Origin of the sequence: Halorubrum rutilum, assembly GCF_042665015.1 — an archaeon.
GTDB classification, from domain to species: domain Archaea; phylum Halobacteriota; class Halobacteria; order Halobacteriales; family Haloferacaceae; genus Halorubrum; species Halorubrum rutilum.
The window spans coordinates 311860-326968 of sequence record NZ_JBHTBL010000011.1; the positions used below are offsets into that span (position 1 = coordinate 311860).

The following is a 15109-nucleotide window of genomic DNA, read 5'->3' on the forward strand; positions in this document are numbered from 1 at the left end:
ATTGTAGATATTCGCCAAATCGAAGTATTTCAAATAAGGACTGTTTTAATATTCACCTTGGAATATTTCACGTGGGGTTACCTCTTTCCAATACTCTGTATTCCAAACAATCTCTGCGAAACGATCTGCGAGGTATTCGGCGTCATCTTTTGAAAGTCCGTGTAATTCTCCACGAGTTTTAGAACAAGTAGATACCCAAGAATCGTGTTGGCGATGTGTCTCAGCAGTACTCCGCCGCTCTTCAGCAATTTCCACACCCTCTTCGGTAAGATAGTACCAGTTTCGTCTATCTTCACCAGTAGTACCCATTACGTAGATTGCTTGCCAACCGGGAAGATCATCGTCATCAACCACGGCGAGGAAGGGTCTCTGTTCATTTTTCGCTCTCTGGTATTGCTCATTCTTTTCATCCATGTCATTACAAACTGGCACCGAAGCGGGGAAATCCGGATCCATACAATATCAATTTGTTGTCGGTTCCCTCATAATATTTTTGTCGCTTGTGTCCTTGAGCTGTTCAGCCACGACTGACTCCGTGTCGATGGACAGCTCCTTACACGTCTCGTAGAACTCCGCCACAGGGCCGTCAGAAGAGCCGGAGGTGCTGGACGACCCCATCACTCTCGGTACTCCCCGAAGCCTCTCCTGAGCTATCCTCGCTGGACTGAGCCGAACCGCCGTCGTTCTCCCATTAAAATTGGGCCGATTAAGATATTACCCTTAGTTATTTACAGGTTATCTAAGAATGGTCTCCGAACCAGTCTACTCACGTCAGGATCATCTCCCTCTATAGCGTCAGAGATGAGTTCCATTTCTTCCTCAGAGAACTCCGCAAATGCGCGGCCGTTCTCCCGTTCAAGTGCCTTCCAAAGGGTCACTTCAAGAAGCTCTATCTCTATCTCCCGACGCCGTTTGGGAGTTCCACAGCTAACGTATTCTTCGGTGAGTGCCTCGATCTCTTCGGTGTCAATATTGATCTCTGTCATCGTTATCCCATCCGGTTCAGCGCGTCGCGTCGGTCTTCTACCGGTGCCTGATCGTATCGCATAGTCGTCTGAGCGCTCTTGTGCCTTAGTTGAGCCTGTGCCGCTCCCAAGTCTTCCTCCCGGGCCATGTAGGTCGCCGTCGAGTGGCGGATCGAATAGAACGTGCGTCCCTCTGAGGGAATACACGCAGTCTCGCAGACTTGTCGAAACAGACGGTTCAGAGAGTAGTACTGGTACGGATTCCCCGACCGATTGAGCCACAGGGAATCCGAATCCAGATACTTGTCGTACTGTTGTCTCTCGGTGAGCCATCTATCGAGTGCGTTCGCAGTACGATCCGTGAGGGAGACGGTCCAATTGTCGGTGTTCTTGGAAGAGTCCTCTTTGGGAATCCGCAAGAGAGAGTTCCTAACGTCTACCCAATCGACTTTCGCCCGCTTGACCTCTACCGGACGCAAGCCAGTATCGAGCGCGGTCCAGAACAAGCTCGGGATCTTCCACGAGTTGGCCTGTTTGAACTCGTCGGGACCTACGTCTCTCTTGGGCTTCTCAAAGCGCTGTGCGAGGTGTATCTTCCATCGGTCGCGCTGTTCAGGTGTGAGGTTGTTGTAGCTCGGAACGCTCCCGTGTTCCAGTACGGCCTCTCTGACGGCACTCCGCTCTTCGCGGGTGAGGAAGTCCTTGGGATTGGTGTTCCCGGTGTTCGTGGTGAACGTGATTTCTGGTTCCCACTCTTCTCCGTCAAGCGTGTGCGCGCGCCAGCGGAACAGCATTTTAACCGCTTTCAGGTGGCTTGCCTTGTTCTCCTGAGAGGTATCTCCGTAGGCAAGCTTCCTCATGTAGGCGTCTGCGTGATCGTGTGTGATCTCGGTAGTATAGCGGTCTTCTTCGTCCCACACGAACCGGTAGAAGGCGTCGAGTCGGTATGCTCGTCCGTTCGCGGTGTCGTAGGCATATCCGTCTCCGTGGTCGGGATCCTTTCCGATGTTTACCATCCAGCCGATGAGGCGTTCTCGGTGTTCTCGGTAGTCGGTCAACTGACGTTGTGACAGGTATGCTTCGGACGGTTTTGGGACCACCCGGATACCCGCCTTTTTGACTTGAGACATATGGTTCTCGTTGTGTTGAGAACCGGTGAAAACGCCACACGGCTCCGCCGTGTAGGTCCGGGTGCGAGAATCGAACCCGCGTCTCAGCCTCCACAAGGCTGAAGGATAGTCCACTACCCTAACCCGGACACGCGTCGATACCTACCTCGCTTCGATAAATAACGGTTACGACTCCCGGACGGGCGTGTGACGCGGTGGCGTCCGGTGATCGTGCAGAGTCGCTTCGGGTCGTCTCGGTTCGTCCCCCGAGCGAACGAGGTCGACGCACCGCGCCGTTTTTACTGCCCGCCGGCGTACGTCGGCGCACCCGTGGCGTTCACCGACAAGATCTACGTGAAGAACCACCGGCAGCTCGCCTCTCAGCTGGAGACGAACATTCCGAAGGGGGCGTTCGCCGGCGCGACCCTCGACATGCTGTTCACCGGCGACGGCCTCTCGAAGCTCGACTCCACGACCCGCGACCGGATCCTCGACTTCGCCGAGGACTTCCTCGACTGCGACTGCCAGGCGAACCCCTACTGCGGCTGCCCGGAGGAGAAGTTCATGCGGTACGTGCTGGAGCTCCGGGCCGAGGGGCTCGGCCCGCAGGCGATCGTGGACGTGATGACGGACGACTACATGGTGTACGCGTACACCGGCGACGTGCTCTCGTTCCTCGACGACGCGGTGCGGAACCTGGAGGCCGTCGAGACCCTCGCCGACGTCGAGGGCAACGAGGAGATGTCCGACCGAGCGCGACGCGCGAAGCGCGAACTATCGGGATAAGCCGTTTATTGCTGCCGCGGTTCTGCTGGTCTCGTCGATTATTTATAACCCGTCGCCAGCGACTGCGCGACGGACGCCCACAGAGCCCCAGCCCCTCGCTTATAAATGACTGATTGTGGATCGGCGGAGAACACCTCCAAAGCCCCCGCCTCCCGGCTGCCCCTTTGAGTCCCTCCCGCACGGCACCACAACCGCACCTCACACCTCCCCAACCTCGCCGCTCACGCCCTTCGGGCGTTCGCGGCGTCCCTCGCGCGTGCGACTCGCGGCCGCCCTCGGCGGCCGCTCACCGGCACGCGCCACCGCGGTTCCATTTATAAACAATGACGTCGGTCACGGCCGATTCGTCTTCCCGTCCGCGTGGAGCGTCCGAACGGTCTAAGTGCGCTCGCGCCCGAACTCGGGTAATGAGTCTTCGGCCCGCGTGGCTGACCTTCAGGCGATACGCGGCGGCGACGACGGCGATGACGCTGACGCTGTTCGCGCTCGGCGTCTACACCGCGGCGACCGGCTCCGGACTGGCGTGCGAGGCGCAGTGGCCGCTCTGCTCGGACCGGCTCATCCCCGCGCTGACGATCAACCCGGACTTCATCGAGTGGTTCCACCGGGCGTGGGCGATGGTCACCGGCTTCCTCATTATCGGGACCGCGGGCTGGACGTGGCTCGGGAGCTTCGACCGCCGGACGCGGCTCGCCGCGACGCTCGCGGTCGCGATCCTCCCGCTGCAGATCACCGTCGGCGCGATCACCGTCACGGTCGGCGGCCTCGTCCCCGGCGGCTACACCGTCTCGACGCACGCGGCCCACCTGATCGTCGCGCTGACGATCTTCACGCTGCTCGGACTGGCGACCATCTGGGGCGGCGGCCGCGGGTCGGCGCGCCTCCTCCGGATCGCGGCGACCGTCGGCGTCGCCGGGATCGCCGCCAGCGCGGTCTTCTCGCGGGCGGTCCCGTTCGTCACGTACTCGCCGGGCGCGCAGGCGGGCTTCTACGCCGCCGGGCTCGCGGGCCACCTCGGCCTCGTCGCGACGGTCGCGTTCGCCACCGAGGCGGTCCGGTCGGGCTACGCGGGCGTGAGCCGCGACGCGGCCGGCACCGTCCGCCTGCTCGCCGCGGGCGCGATGGCCGCGCTCGTCGCGACGCTGCTCCTCGGCCGCGACCTGGTGTTGTACACCGCGGTCTGGGAGCGGATCAACCTCGTCGCGCTGGGCGTCGCCGTCGCGCTCGCGGCCGGCGCGGCGTGGGTCGCGCGCGACGCCGACGAGGTGCGCGACGGCTCGGCCCCGATCGGCGGCGACTGACCGGACGGTCGGCCGTTCGCGGAGGAAAGGTTGAAATCGGTCCACGTTCTCCCACCGATATGTCATACCGTACGGAAACAGACGTGAGTCGTCGGACTTACCTGAAGCTGACCGGTGGCGCGGGCGCCGTCGGGCTCTCCGGCGTCGCCGGGTGCCTCGGCGAGAGCGGCGGCGGCGATACCACGATCACCCCCGGCACCGCGCCGGGGTTCCCGCCGTTCGAGATGCAGCAGGAGGGCGAGCTGGTCGGCTTCGACATCGACCTGCTGGAGGCCGTCGTCGAGGAGACCGAGTACGAGATCGACGAGTGGGCGACCTTCGACTTCGACGGGCTCATCCCCGCGCTCACGCAGAACGAGGAGATCGACGTGATCGCGGCCGCGATGACGATCACCGAGGACCGCCAGGAGACGATCGCCTTCTCGGACCCCTACTGGGAGTCCGATCAGGCGATCCTCGTACGCGAGGGGGGCGACTTCCAGCCGTCGGGCTGGGCGGACTTCGAGGGCGTCCGCGTCGGCGCGCAGTCCGGGACGACCGGCGCCGACCAGGTGGAGTCGAACCTCGTCGACGAGGAGATCATCTCGGCGGACGACTTCTCCACGTACGACAGCTACGTCCTCGCGGTCGAGGACCTCGCGAACGAGAACATCGACGCCGTCGTCGTCGACAACCCGGTCGCCGAGACGTTCGCGGCGGAGCGCGCTGTGACGATCGCGTTCATCGAGGAGACTGGCGAGCGGTTCGGCTTCGGCCTCCGGCAGGGCGAGTCGGAGCTGCAGTCGGCGCTCAACGACGGGCTCGCGACCGTCCGCGACGACGGGACGTACCAGGAGATAACCAACACCTGGTTCGGGCAGGAGTAGGATGTCGGCCGCGGGGTCGCTCGCGCTCGCCGCGTCCGGTAGCCTCGGCGCCCTCGGCGTCGTTCCCCCCGGCGCGCCGTCGGCCGCGAGCGCCGTCTGGCTCGTCGGCGAGGCGGCCGACTGGGCGTTCGTCTTCCGGAACGCCGACTACCTGGCCGGGGGCGCCCTGCTGACGGTCGGGCTCACGGCGGCGTCGATCCTCCTCGGCTTCCTCGTCGGCTTCCCGGCGGGCGCGGTCGAGGTGTACGGCGGCGGGCTCCCGAAGCGGCTCGTGAGCGGCGCCGGCGTCGTCCTCCGCGGGACGCCCATCGTCGTCATCCTCCTCGTGATGTACTTCGTGATCGGCGTCCCGCAGGTGAACCTCGGCGTCGCGTCGATCTCGCCGGCGGTCTCGGCCGGGATCTTGGGGCTCGGACTCCGCAGCGCGGCGTACCAGTCGCAGATCTTCCGGGCGTCGCTCGCGAGCGTCGACGACGGCCAGCTGGAGGCCGGGCGGTCGATCGGGCTCTCGCGGTTCGAGGCGATCCGCTACGTCGTCGTCCCGCAGGCGCTCCGGCGGTCGATCCCGGGGTTCCAGAACGAGTTCACGATCGTGTTGAAGGACACGAGCATCGTCTTCGCGATCGGGCTCGCCGAGCTGTTGACCCGCGGGGCGGACCTCTTCACGCAGCGGACGACCGCGGTGTTGGAGGTCATCCTGTTCATCAGTGCGATCTACTTCGTCCTCACGTTCACGACGAACCGCGCGCTCGACCGCCTCGGCAGCCACTACGCGATCCCGGAGGGCGAGTCCACATGAGTGACGGCGACGCGTTCCTCCGGGTGACCGACGTCTCGAAGTGGTACGGCGACGAGCAGGTGCTCGACGAGGTCTCCTTCGAGATGGACCGCGGCGACGTCACCGTGCTGATCGGCCCGTCCGGCTCCGGGAAGTCGACGATGCTGCGCTGCGTCAACCGGCTCGCGGAGGCCCAGGAGGGGTCGATCGCGCTCGACGGCGAGGAGGTGCTCGCGCCCGACACCGACGTCGACGAGCTCCGCCGCGAGGTCGGGATGGTGTTCCAGAGCTTCAACCTGTTCGCGCACCTGACCGCGACCGGGAACGTCGCGCTCGGTCCGCGGCGCGTGCTCGGCCTCTCCGAGGACGAGGCCCGCGACCGCGCGGCGGCCCAGCTGGAGCGCGTCGGCCTCGGCGACCAGCTCGACTCGTACCCGGCGGAGCTGTCCGGCGGGCAACAGCAGCGCGTGGGGATCGCCCGCGCGCTGGCGATGGAGCCGAAGCTGATGCTGTTCGACGAGCCGACGAGCGCGCTCGACCCGGAGCTCATCGGCGAGGTGTTAGAGGTGATGCGCGGGCTCGTCGAGGAGGGGATGACGATGCTCGTCGTCACCCACGAGATGAGCTTCGCGCGGGCGGTCGCCGACGAGGTGGTCTTCTTGGACGACGGCCGCGTCGTCGAGCGCGGCCCGCCGGAACAGCTGTTCGAACGGCCCGAGCGGGAGCGGACCGGCCGCTTCCTCGAACGCATCGCGAGCCACGACTGATGGCGGGGGCGACGAGGCCGCAGACGGTGGCCGAGCGCGCGGCCGACGCGGAGGCGTCCGCCGGCCGGGTCCTCCTCGTCGCGGCCGGCGCGCTGTTCTGGGGCTGGCTCGCCGTCAGTTGGGTCAACCGGTGGCTCGGCGGACCGCTCGTCCCCGTCGGCGACCCGCTCGTCTCGCCGGCCGCCGTCGAGGCCGCCCTCGGCGCGGTCCCCGGCCTCGCCGCGGTTGCGGCCGACGCCGCGTTCGTGATCGGGCTCACCCCCGTCCTCGCGCAGGGGACGTGGCTCACGGTCGTCATCACCGGCGTGAGCCTCGTCTGCGGCTTCGTCATCGCCGTGCCGCTCGCGGTCGCGCGGGTGTACGGCCGGTTCTCGGCGTGGCTCTCGCTCGGCTACACCGAGCTGTTGCGCGGCACGCCGCTCCTCGCGCAGCTGTTCGTGCTCTACTACGGGCTGAACCTCGCGGCGTACGTGCCCGGCGCGCTCTCCGGCGTCTTCGCGCGCGACGTGGTCTGGGTCGCGATCTTAGGGTTCACGCTCAACGGGGCCGCCTACCAGGCGGAGTACATCCGCGGCGCGGTCGAGAGCGTCGACGAGGGCCAGATCACCGCCGGGCGGGCGATCGGGCTCTCGAAGGTGGAGTCGATCTACTACGTGGTGCTCCCGCAGGCGCTCCGGTACGCGATCCCCTCGTGGACGAACGAGTTCGTCTACCTGATCAAGTACTCGTCGCTCGCGGGCTTCATCACCGTCCCGGAGCTCTACTACCGGGCGGACCAGGTCGCCACCGACACGTTCCGGTACACCGCCATCTTCCTCGTGCTCGGCGTCATGTACCTCGCCTTAGTGCTCACGGCCTCGAAGGTCATGGAGCGCGTCGACGCCCGCGTCGCGATCCCGGGATTGGGCGCGGACCGGGACCGGTGACCGGTCACCCCTCGAAGTCGGTGACGACCTCCACGCCCTTCACCCCGTACTCGTCCATCGCCGCGAGCCGGTCGGAGACGTCCGACAGCGACAGTTCCCGGGCGACGAGCGCGCCGGGGTCGATATCGGTCGCCTCGATCAGGTCGAAGAGGTCGCCGTAGCTCGTCGGCGGCATCCCGCGCGCGCCGAGGAAGGAGACCTCCCAGCGCGTCATCCAGTCGGTCGGCAGCGACACCTCGCCGCGCTCGGCGTCGGTGGTGAGCCCGACCTGCACGTGGGTTCCGCGCGGGCGGACCGACCGGACCGAGTTTCGACACGTCTCTGCGATCCCCAGCGCGTCCATCGAGACGTCGGCGCCGCCGTCGGTGTGCTCGCGGATCCGCTCGGGGACGGGCTCCGCCGACGGCGACTCCGGGTTCACGAGGCGGTCGGCGCCGAGGTCGCCCGCGAGCGACAGCGCGTCGTCGTCGACGTCGACGGCGACGACGCGCGCACCGAGCGCGTCGCCGAGCTGGACCGCCGAGAGGCCGACGCCGCCGCAGCCGTGGACGGCGAGCCGGTCGCCCCCGCTCAGGCCCGCCCGCTCGGCGAGCGCGTGGTAGGCGGTCATGTACCGGCAGCCGAGCGCGGCCGCGGCGGTCGCGTCGAGCCACGGCGGGCGCTCGACGAGGTTGTAGTCGGCGGCCGGGACGGCGACCCGCTCCGCGAAGGCGCCGGGCGCGGCGGCCTCGAAGCCGAGCGCGCGCCCGTCGGCGCAGACGTTGCCCGCGCCCCGGCGGCAGTACGGACAGGTGCCGTCGCCGAGCGAGAAGGGGACGACGACGCGGTCGCCCGGCCCGAACCGGTCGACCTCGCCGCCGACGGCGACCACCTCGCCGGCGGGTTCGTGACCGAGCACCTGCCCCCGCGGGACGCGGTCGTCGGCCCACTCGCCGTGGCCCATCCAGGCGTGCCAGTCGCTCCGGCAGACGCCGCACGCCGCCACGCGGACCACGGCCTCGTCCGGTCCGGGCTGGGGAGCGGGGACGTCGCGGACCGCAAGCGGTTCGCCGTACTCGCGAAGGATCGCCGCGCGCATGGGCCGAGGGAGGGAGCGAAGCGGCGTAAAACCCTCCCGAATTCCGGTCGAATCCGAGTCGGCCCGCGTCGGACACGCATACAGGTACTGACACTACACGTCACGGTTTCGCGTAACGGGCCGAAAACCTCTCTTTTCGTCCTTATTCGACTTGATTCCGAAGAGATATCCGTTGATACTGAACGTCAGAAAACTGATATTTAGGTAAGGTTTATTATTCTACAAGATAGCCGTTCATGCGTGCGCCCATCGATGGAGCGTCGGCCCGGCGTCGCCTACCGGCGGCCGGACGGCGACCCGACCCGGTTCGTCGTCGAGGCCGCCGGCGAGCCTCGACTGGACGTCGACGCCCTCCCTCGGACCGGCTGGCTGGAGGCCACGGCCGAGGCCGACCGCGAGCGCCTCCGGTCGGCGCTCGACGGCGAGACGGTCGACGTCACCTATCGCCTCGCGCTCGGCGACGACGACCCCACGTGGGTCCGCGAGCGCGGGCGCTCCGACGGGAGCGGCGACGTCGTCGGCTACCTCCTCCCGGCGAGCGAGGGCGACGAGCGCCGCCGTCAGCTGGAGCGACAGCGCGAGCGGTTAGAGGAGTTCGCCAGCGTCGTCTCGCACGACCTCCGCAACCCGCTCTCGGTCGCCGTCGGCAACGTCGAGCTGGCGAAGGAGTTCGGGGGCGAGGCGGCCGACGAGCGGCTCGACCGCGCCCACGACGCGCTCGACTGGATGGACGACCTCATCTCCGATCTTCTGGCGCTCGCGCGCGAGGGCCGCTCCGTCGAGGAGACCGCAACGGTCGACCTGCGTTCCGTCGTCGACGCGGCGTGGCAGACGGCGGGGTCGGGATCGGACGCGACGCTCGTCGTCGAGGACTCGCTCCCGTGGGTCGAGTGCGACCGCAGCCGGCTCCGACAGGCGCTGGAGAACCTCTTCCGAAACGCGATCGAACACGGGGCGCCCGACGACTGCTCGCCGGGCGAGGTGTCCGGTGCGGTCGGGGGAGACGTCGGCGACGACGGGTCGGCGGACGCGTCGCTCCGCGTCTCGGTCGGCGTCACCGCGGACGGGTTCTACGTCGCGGACGACGGCTCCGGGATCGACCCCTCGGAGCGGGAGTCGGTGTTCGAGCCCGGACGGACGAGCGCGGACGACGGCACCGGCTTCGGGCTCGCGATCGTCGAGCGCATCGCCGAGGCCCACGGCTGGTCGGTGTCCGCCACCGAGAGCCGGCGGAGCGGTGCTCGGTTCGAGTTCGACGGGGTCGACGTCGTCGACGGGAGCGCCGACCCGACGGAGGCGGACGGGGGCGACGTCGCGACCGGCTTCGGCGGCTCGTCGACGGAGTAGCGCCGCGGTCGCGGCGACGGCCGTTCAGACGAAGTCCCCGAGCCCCGCCTGTCCGTCGTCCTCGCTCTCCTCGCCGTCCGTACCGTTCGCGCCGACCGCGTCGTCCGTCGCGGGCGCGTCGTCGCCGTCGGGATTCGAACCCCCGTCCGCGCCCGCGGCGCCGGCCCCCTCCGCGTCGGCGTCGACGCCCTCGGCCCCCCGCGCCCCGCCGGCGAACGCGCCCTCGGCGTGGTCCTCCACGCGCTCCTCGCGGAGCGCCTGCGCGTCCTCGACGATCGACGCGACCTTGTTGGTGGACTCGCCGGAGCCGGTGACGAAGGCGACGCCGGACTCGTCGAGGTCGTAGGCGGCCGCCATCGCGACCGTCAATTCGCGGGGCTTGCAGTGGTGCGTGACCGCCTCCAGGAAGGGGAGCACCTCGCGGCGCGCGGTCGCGACGCTGCAGCCGCTTCTGGCCGCGATCCGTCCGACCACCTCGTCGGCGGTCGCGTCCGAGGAGCTCCAGAACTGCGGGCGACCGTAGCGCGTCCATCCCCCCTTCTCCCCGTCGCGGGCGGCGGCGACCCCGGCGGCCGCGTTGTCGGTCGCGTAGCGCCAGTAGGTGTAGTTCTGGGTGGCGCGCACGCGGCCCAGCCACACGTCGGCGTTCGCGAGGCAGTCGTACGCCCGGACCGACTCCGCCGGGTCGTACACGTCGAGGACGTTGTTCTCGATCCACTTCGTGAGGTCGTCGGGCGTCTCGTCGACGGCGTACGCCGACTGCAGCGCCTCCTCCGCCGACTCCTCTTTCAGGACCGCGTCGAGGAACGGGAACAGCCCGAGCGCCTTGTCGCGGTCGCCGGTGACCACGTCCCCGATCGCGATCGACTCGCGGCCCTCCGTGGCGGCCTGCAGGTCGTTGATCGCGCCGCGGAGGTCCCCGCGGTTGCGCTCCGCGATCCGTTCGAGCGCGTCGGACTCGAACTCGATCCCCTCCTTCCGGCAGACGTCCCGGAGGACGGGGACGATGGAGCGCGCGGAGACGTCGCGGAACTCGATCTCTTGGGTGGCGTCCCGGAGCCCACGCGACATGTCGTAGTAGTCGTTGGCGATGAGCACGATCGGCTGCCCCGACTCCTTGACCAGCTCCGTGATCGCCGAGGCGCCGCCCCGGTCGTAGTTGCCGTGGATATTGTCGGCCTCGTCGACGATGACCAGTTGGCGGGAGGCGGTGTCGCCGCCGCTCGCGCCGCCGCCGGCCGCGCTCCCGCCGAGGGTGGCGTTGCGCGCCGCACGGCCCGCCGAGCGCTCGATGACGTCGGCGGTGCGCTGGTCGGAGGCGTTCAGCTCCACCGTCTCCCACCCCATGTCGTTCGCGAGCGCGTGGGCCGCGCTCGTCTTCCCGACGCCCGGGCTCCCGTGGAGGACCACGGCCTCGCGGTGGTCGTCCCACGAGCGCGCCCACTCCGCGAACGCGTCGCGGGCCTTGTCGTTGCCGCGGACCTCCGAGAGCGTGCTCGGGCGGTACTTCTCCGTCCAATCGGCCATTACCGGCGGTAGGTCGCTGCGGCGTTTAGTGGTTCCGGAGGGTCGCTCGCCGGACGGCCTCCTCGGATCGTGCAGGGGAGCGACCCCCTCGTACGTCCCGTCGCCGGAGACGACGGCGTCGCCGTCGGACTCGACGAGGCAGAGCGGCTCGTGGAGGGGGTCTGAGAGCGTTCGCCGACGGCACCGCCGCCGCTCCCGTTTTGAAAAGTCGAAGTGGGACCGCTGAGAGTTGAACTCAGGTCATACGGACCCCATCCGCATAGGATACCACTACCCCACGGTCCCTGGCTACACGCGGAAAAACGGCGGTACGGTAATTAAGGACTTCGCTTCACTCGCCGTCGCCCCCGCTCCCGTCCGCATCCGGACCCGCGGCGACGCGATCACAGGAGGACGCGTTCCAGCGAGACGACGACGCCGGAGTCGGCGTCCGGATCGCCGACGAGCCGCCCGAGACAGACCGCGGCGCCGTCGGGCGTGTGGCAGGCGACGAGCGGCGGGTCGCCGTCTCCGGACTTCGCGTCCGGATCGGCCGCCGCCCCCGCGTCCGCGCCGATGACGCCGGGCGCGTACACCGGCGCGCCGGTGGCGACGCTGCGCGCCGCCGAGGGCGCGACCGTGACCGACGGGAGGTGCACCAGCGCCTCCTCGGCGGGACGGACGACCTCGCGCAGCAGCGACTCGTCGCCGTCGCGCGCCCACGCGAGGCCGTCGACGAGGTCCTGTAAGGGGTGCAGATCGCGGTCGTCGAACGGGTCGGTGGCGGTCCGACGGAGGTGGCCCATGTGCGCGCCGACCCCCGTCGCGAGACCGATGTCGTGACACAGCTTCCGAATATACGTCCCCGACTCGCATCGGATCCGGAGGAGCGCTCGCCAGTCCTCGACCTCCAGCACGTCGAGCGCGCGGATCGTCCGCGTCCGGAGCCGTCGGGTCACGGCGCTCTTCCGCGGCGGCTTCTGGTAGATCTCCGCCTCGAACTCGGCGGCGATCTCGCGGAAGTCGTCCGGTGGCGACCCGTGGAGTTCGAGGACCGAGACGTACTCCTTGCTCCCCTCCAGGAAGACCTGAGCCGCTCGGGTCGCGTCGCCGGTGAGGGTCGGCAGGCAGCCGGTGACCTTCGGATCGAGGGTGCCGGCGTGGGCGACGCCGTCGATCGGGTCGCCTCCCGGATCGAGCGCGGCGAGGGCGTCGTTGACCGCGTCGCGCACCCACGCGGAGAGCTGGTGGGAGGAGGGGCCGGCCGGCTTGTCGACGTTGACGACGCCGAAGCGGAGCAGCTCGGGGACCGAGCGCTCCCCGGGCGGGGCTCGGAGCGGGTCGTCGGCGGACCCGCCCGGATCGTTCGCGGATGCGGGGTCGTCGCCGGCTGTGTCGGTCATTGGTAGACTCCGTCTCGTCGCGGACTCAGAAGTCGTAGCGAACGCCCTCGATGGGCGCCTTCCCCTCGTCGGCCGCGGGGTCGTACGCCTCGACGGTGGCGACGAGCACGTCGAGGAAGCGGTCGGGGGGCCAGCGGGCGGTGTTGTACGCGGCGTCGTAGATCGACAGGTCGTCGACGTCGATACCGTAGAGCTCGCGGTACCGCTTGCGCTCGGACGCCTCGCGGCGCTCCGTCTCGGCGCGCGCCCGGTCGACGGGCTTCTCCTCCCGCTCCGCGATCCGCTCGGCGCGGACCGAGAGGGGGGCGTCGAACCAGAACCGGAAGTCGGCGTGCTCGGCCGCGAGCCACCCGGCGAGCCGCGACTCCAGGACGAGCTCGTCGCCGGTCTCCGCGGTCTCGCGGAGGCGTCGGTCGAGCTTGCGGTCGAACCGAGGGTCCTCCTCCGCGAACTCGTTGAACTCGACCGGCGTCATGTCGCGTTCGGCCGCCATCTCGCGGAAGATGTCGCCGCCGGAGACGTGCTCCACGCCGAGGCGGTCGGCCAGCCCCGCGGCGTTCGTGCTCTTCCCGCTGCCCGGCGGGCCGGAGACGGTGATCAACATACCGCTACTGCGCGGGTGTCGTTCAAAACGGTTGTCGTTCGGCGCTCGCGGGCGACGTTCGTTCAGTTCCCGTGGGCGACGTTCGCCCGGTGCTCGCTGGCGACCGGGATTCGACGTCGCTCCTGTCGCGGCGTCCCTCGCTACCGGTTCCGCGTCGCCGCGGTCATCGACCAGACGGCGACGAGGCCGAGCAGGACGGCGGGGACGAGCGGGAGCGCGAGGTACGTCGCGAAGAACGGCAGCCCGAACCAGCCCGCCGCGTACGGGTAGAGGTAGATGATCCCCGGGATGACGAGGACGCAAGTGAACAGGACGGCCGTCAGCGCCCACCCCTTCCGGCCGAAGCCGTCGGCGGTCGGCCCCTCGGCGGTGACGGAGCCGGCGTCCGACCCCGACGCGACCGGCTCCTCGCCGGCCGGGCGCTCCCCGCTCTCGCCGTCCGGGACGTGGACGTAGCCGCCGTCCGCGCTCCCGTCGGCGTCGGTCTCAGAGCTCACTGTCGGGCCTTACCACTACCTTGCCAAAGCCCTCACGGTTCTCGATCATCTCGTGGGCGCGCGCGGCCTCGCTCATCGGGAGGGTGTCGCGGACGCGCGGCTCGAAGGTGCCGTCCCAGACGAGTTCGAGGACATCGTCGACCTCGCCGGGCGTCGCCATCGTCGAGCCGATGACCGACAGCTGGTTCCAGAAGATCCGGTTGAGCCCCGCGTCGGGGTTCGGGCCGGTGGTCGCGCCGCAGGTGACGAGCCGGCCGCCCTTCGCCAGCGACTTCAGCGAGTTCGGGTAGGTCGCCTCGCCGACGTGGTCGACGACGACGTCGACGCCGCGGCGCCCGGTCCGCTCGGCGATCTCCTCGGCGAAGTCGTTCGCCTCGTAGTCGATGACGTGGTCGGCGCCGCACTCCTCGGCGTGCGAGAGCTTCGCCTCGGAGGAGGCGGTCGCGAACACCTCACAGCCCGCGTGGTCGGCGATCTGGACCGCCGCGTGGCCGACGCCGCCGGAGGCGCCGAGCACGAGGACTGTCTCGCCCGCCTCGATGTCGGCGCGAGTCTGGAGCATCCGCCACGCGGTCTGGAAGACGAGCGAGGCGGAGCCGGCGACCTCCCAGTCGACGCCCGCGGGGACGGGGACGAGGTTCTCCGCGGGGACGGCCGCCCGCTCGGCGTGGACGCCCCGGACGTGCTCGCCGATGATGTGGAACGAGGGACACAGCGACTCCTCGCCGTGGCGACAGAACTCGCACTCGCCGCAGGAGACGCCGGCGCTCACGGCGACGCGGTCGCCGGGCTCGAACCGCGTCACCCCTTCGCCGACCGTCTCGACGACGCCGGCCGCGTCGCTGCCGGGGATATGCGGCATCTCCAGGTCGATCCCGGGCATCCCGCGACGCGTCCAGACGTCGAGGTGGTTCAGCGCGCCCGCCTTGACGTCGACGAGGACCTCGCCGCGGTCGGGCTCGGGGTCGGGGAACTCGCCGTACTCGATCACGTCGCGGTCGCCGTGGGAACCGAACTGGACGGCCTTCATGGATCGGACCACCCGGGGCATCCACTAAACAGTACGCCAAACGGAACCTCCCTGCGCGGTCCGCGTCTCTCCGACGGCGGTCCCCGTCCCCCCGTGCCAACGCCTCACACCCGTGGGAACCGGACGCACTCGCCCCGCCCTTCCGT

At 68.8% G+C, this 15109-nt stretch carries 17 protein-coding genes and 2 tRNA genes; 7 read left to right on the forward strand and 12 right to left on the reverse strand.

The annotated features are described in order from the left end of the window. Nucleotides 1–45: 45 nt before the first annotated feature. The 5 genes from ACFQMF_RS13020 to ACFQMF_RS13040 all read right to left on the reverse strand — a co-directional run bounded on the left by ACFQMF_RS13020 (nucleotide 46) and on the right by ACFQMF_RS13040 (nucleotide 2223). Nucleotides 46–456, reverse strand: a complete 411-nt coding sequence (locus ACFQMF_RS13020) for a hypothetical protein (RefSeq protein WP_256408227.1) — start codon at nucleotides 454–456, stop codon at nucleotides 46–48. Between the two features lie 6 nt (nucleotides 457–462). Then, nucleotides 463–618 carry a hypothetical protein gene (locus ACFQMF_RS13025; protein ID WP_256408228.1) on the reverse strand — a complete coding sequence of 52 codons (156 nt, stop codon included), beginning with the start codon at nucleotides 616–618 and terminating at the stop codon, nucleotides 463–465. Nucleotides 619–728: 110 nt separating this feature from the next. After that, nucleotides 729–986 (reverse strand): hypothetical protein, encoded by a 258-nt coding sequence (locus tag ACFQMF_RS13030; RefSeq protein WP_256408229.1) that lies wholly within the window; start codon nucleotides 984–986, stop codon nucleotides 729–731. A gap of 2 nt (nucleotides 987–988) precedes the next feature. Continuing rightward, nucleotides 989–2095, reverse strand: a complete 1107-nt coding sequence (locus ACFQMF_RS13035; protein ID WP_256408230.1) for a tyrosine-type recombinase/integrase — start codon at nucleotides 2093–2095, stop codon at nucleotides 989–991. A gap of 55 nt (nucleotides 2096–2150) precedes the next feature. Further along, a tRNA-His gene (locus ACFQMF_RS13040) sits at nucleotides 2151–2223 on the reverse strand. 181 nt (nucleotides 2224–2404) lie between these two features. Here ACFQMF_RS13040 and ACFQMF_RS13045 point away from each other — a divergent pair. The 6 genes from ACFQMF_RS13045 (at nucleotide 2405) to ACFQMF_RS13070 (ending at nucleotide 7498) form a co-directional block, all read left to right on the forward strand. Further along, complete coding sequence (locus ACFQMF_RS13045; protein WP_256408231.1) at nucleotides 2405–2860, forward strand: DUF5814 domain-containing protein; 456 nt, start codon at nucleotides 2405–2407, stop codon at nucleotides 2858–2860. 464 nt (nucleotides 2861–3324) lie between these two features. After that, nucleotides 3325–4161 carry a COX15/CtaA family protein gene (locus ACFQMF_RS13050; RefSeq protein ID WP_256408421.1) on the forward strand — a complete coding sequence of 279 codons (837 nt, stop codon included), beginning with the start codon at nucleotides 3325–3327 and terminating at the stop codon, nucleotides 4159–4161. 59 nt (nucleotides 4162–4220) lie between these two features. After that, nucleotides 4221–5027 (forward strand): basic amino acid ABC transporter substrate-binding protein, encoded by an 807-nt coding sequence (locus ACFQMF_RS13055; RefSeq protein WP_256408232.1) that lies wholly within the window; start codon nucleotides 4221–4223, stop codon nucleotides 5025–5027. Between the two features lies 1 nt (nucleotide 5028). Beyond that, complete coding sequence (locus ACFQMF_RS13060; protein WP_256408233.1) at nucleotides 5029–5826, forward strand: amino acid ABC transporter permease; 798 nt, start codon at nucleotides 5029–5031, stop codon at nucleotides 5824–5826. Continuing rightward, entirely contained in the window at nucleotides 5823–6572 is a 750-nt protein-coding gene (locus tag ACFQMF_RS13065) for an amino acid ABC transporter ATP-binding protein (RefSeq protein ID WP_256408234.1), read from the forward strand. Before ACFQMF_RS13060 ends, ACFQMF_RS13065 begins: the two co-directional genes overlap by 4 nt. Continuing rightward, a complete protein-coding gene (locus ACFQMF_RS13070; protein ID WP_256408235.1) occupies nucleotides 6572–7498 on the forward strand; it encodes an amino acid ABC transporter permease in 927 nt (308 codons plus the stop codon). Before ACFQMF_RS13065 ends, ACFQMF_RS13070 begins: the two co-directional genes overlap by 1 nt. 4 nt (nucleotides 7499–7502) lie before the next feature. Here ACFQMF_RS13070 and ACFQMF_RS13075 read toward each other — a convergent pair whose 3' ends face one another. Continuing rightward, nucleotides 7503–8576, reverse strand: coding sequence for a zinc-dependent alcohol dehydrogenase family protein (locus ACFQMF_RS13075; RefSeq protein ID WP_256408236.1), 1074 nt, complete (start codon nucleotides 8574–8576; stop codon nucleotides 7503–7505). Nucleotides 8577–8828: 252 nt separating this feature from the next. Between ACFQMF_RS13075 and ACFQMF_RS13080 the strand changes: the two genes are divergently transcribed. After that, nucleotides 8829–9923, forward strand: a complete 1095-nt coding sequence (locus tag ACFQMF_RS13080) for a sensor histidine kinase (RefSeq protein WP_256408422.1) — start codon at nucleotides 8829–8831, stop codon at nucleotides 9921–9923. A 24-nt stretch (nucleotides 9924–9947) separates the two neighbouring features. Here the strand turns inward: ACFQMF_RS13080 and ACFQMF_RS13085 are convergent, their stop codons facing one another. The 6 genes from ACFQMF_RS13085 to ACFQMF_RS13110 all read right to left on the reverse strand — a co-directional run bounded on the left by ACFQMF_RS13085 (nucleotide 9948) and on the right by ACFQMF_RS13110 (nucleotide 14963). Next, nucleotides 9948–11450 (reverse strand): replication factor C large subunit, encoded by a 1503-nt coding sequence (locus ACFQMF_RS13085; protein ID WP_256408237.1) that lies wholly within the window; start codon nucleotides 11448–11450, stop codon nucleotides 9948–9950. A 214-nt stretch (nucleotides 11451–11664) separates the two neighbouring features. Continuing rightward, nucleotides 11665–11735: transfer RNA gene (locus tag ACFQMF_RS13090), tRNA-Pro, on the reverse strand. 98 nt (nucleotides 11736–11833) lie between these two features. Then, entirely contained in the window at nucleotides 11834–12832 is a 999-nt protein-coding gene (locus ACFQMF_RS13095; protein ID WP_256408238.1) for an RNA-guided pseudouridylation complex pseudouridine synthase subunit Cbf5, read from the reverse strand. Between the two features lie 25 nt (nucleotides 12833–12857). Beyond that, nucleotides 12858–13436 (reverse strand): (d)CMP kinase, encoded by a 579-nt coding sequence (gene cmk / locus ACFQMF_RS13100; protein ID WP_256408239.1) that lies wholly within the window; start codon nucleotides 13434–13436, stop codon nucleotides 12858–12860. Nucleotides 13437–13576: 140 nt separating this feature from the next. After that, nucleotides 13577–13933, reverse strand: coding sequence for a hypothetical protein (locus tag ACFQMF_RS13105; protein WP_256408240.1), 357 nt, complete (start codon nucleotides 13931–13933; stop codon nucleotides 13577–13579). Next, nucleotides 13923–14963 carry a zinc-binding dehydrogenase gene (locus ACFQMF_RS13110; protein ID WP_256408241.1) on the reverse strand — a complete coding sequence of 347 codons (1041 nt, stop codon included), beginning with the start codon at nucleotides 14961–14963 and terminating at the stop codon, nucleotides 13923–13925. The genes ACFQMF_RS13105 and ACFQMF_RS13110 overlap by 11 nt, the downstream gene beginning before the upstream one ends. Between the last annotated feature and the right edge of the window lie 146 nt (nucleotides 14964–15109).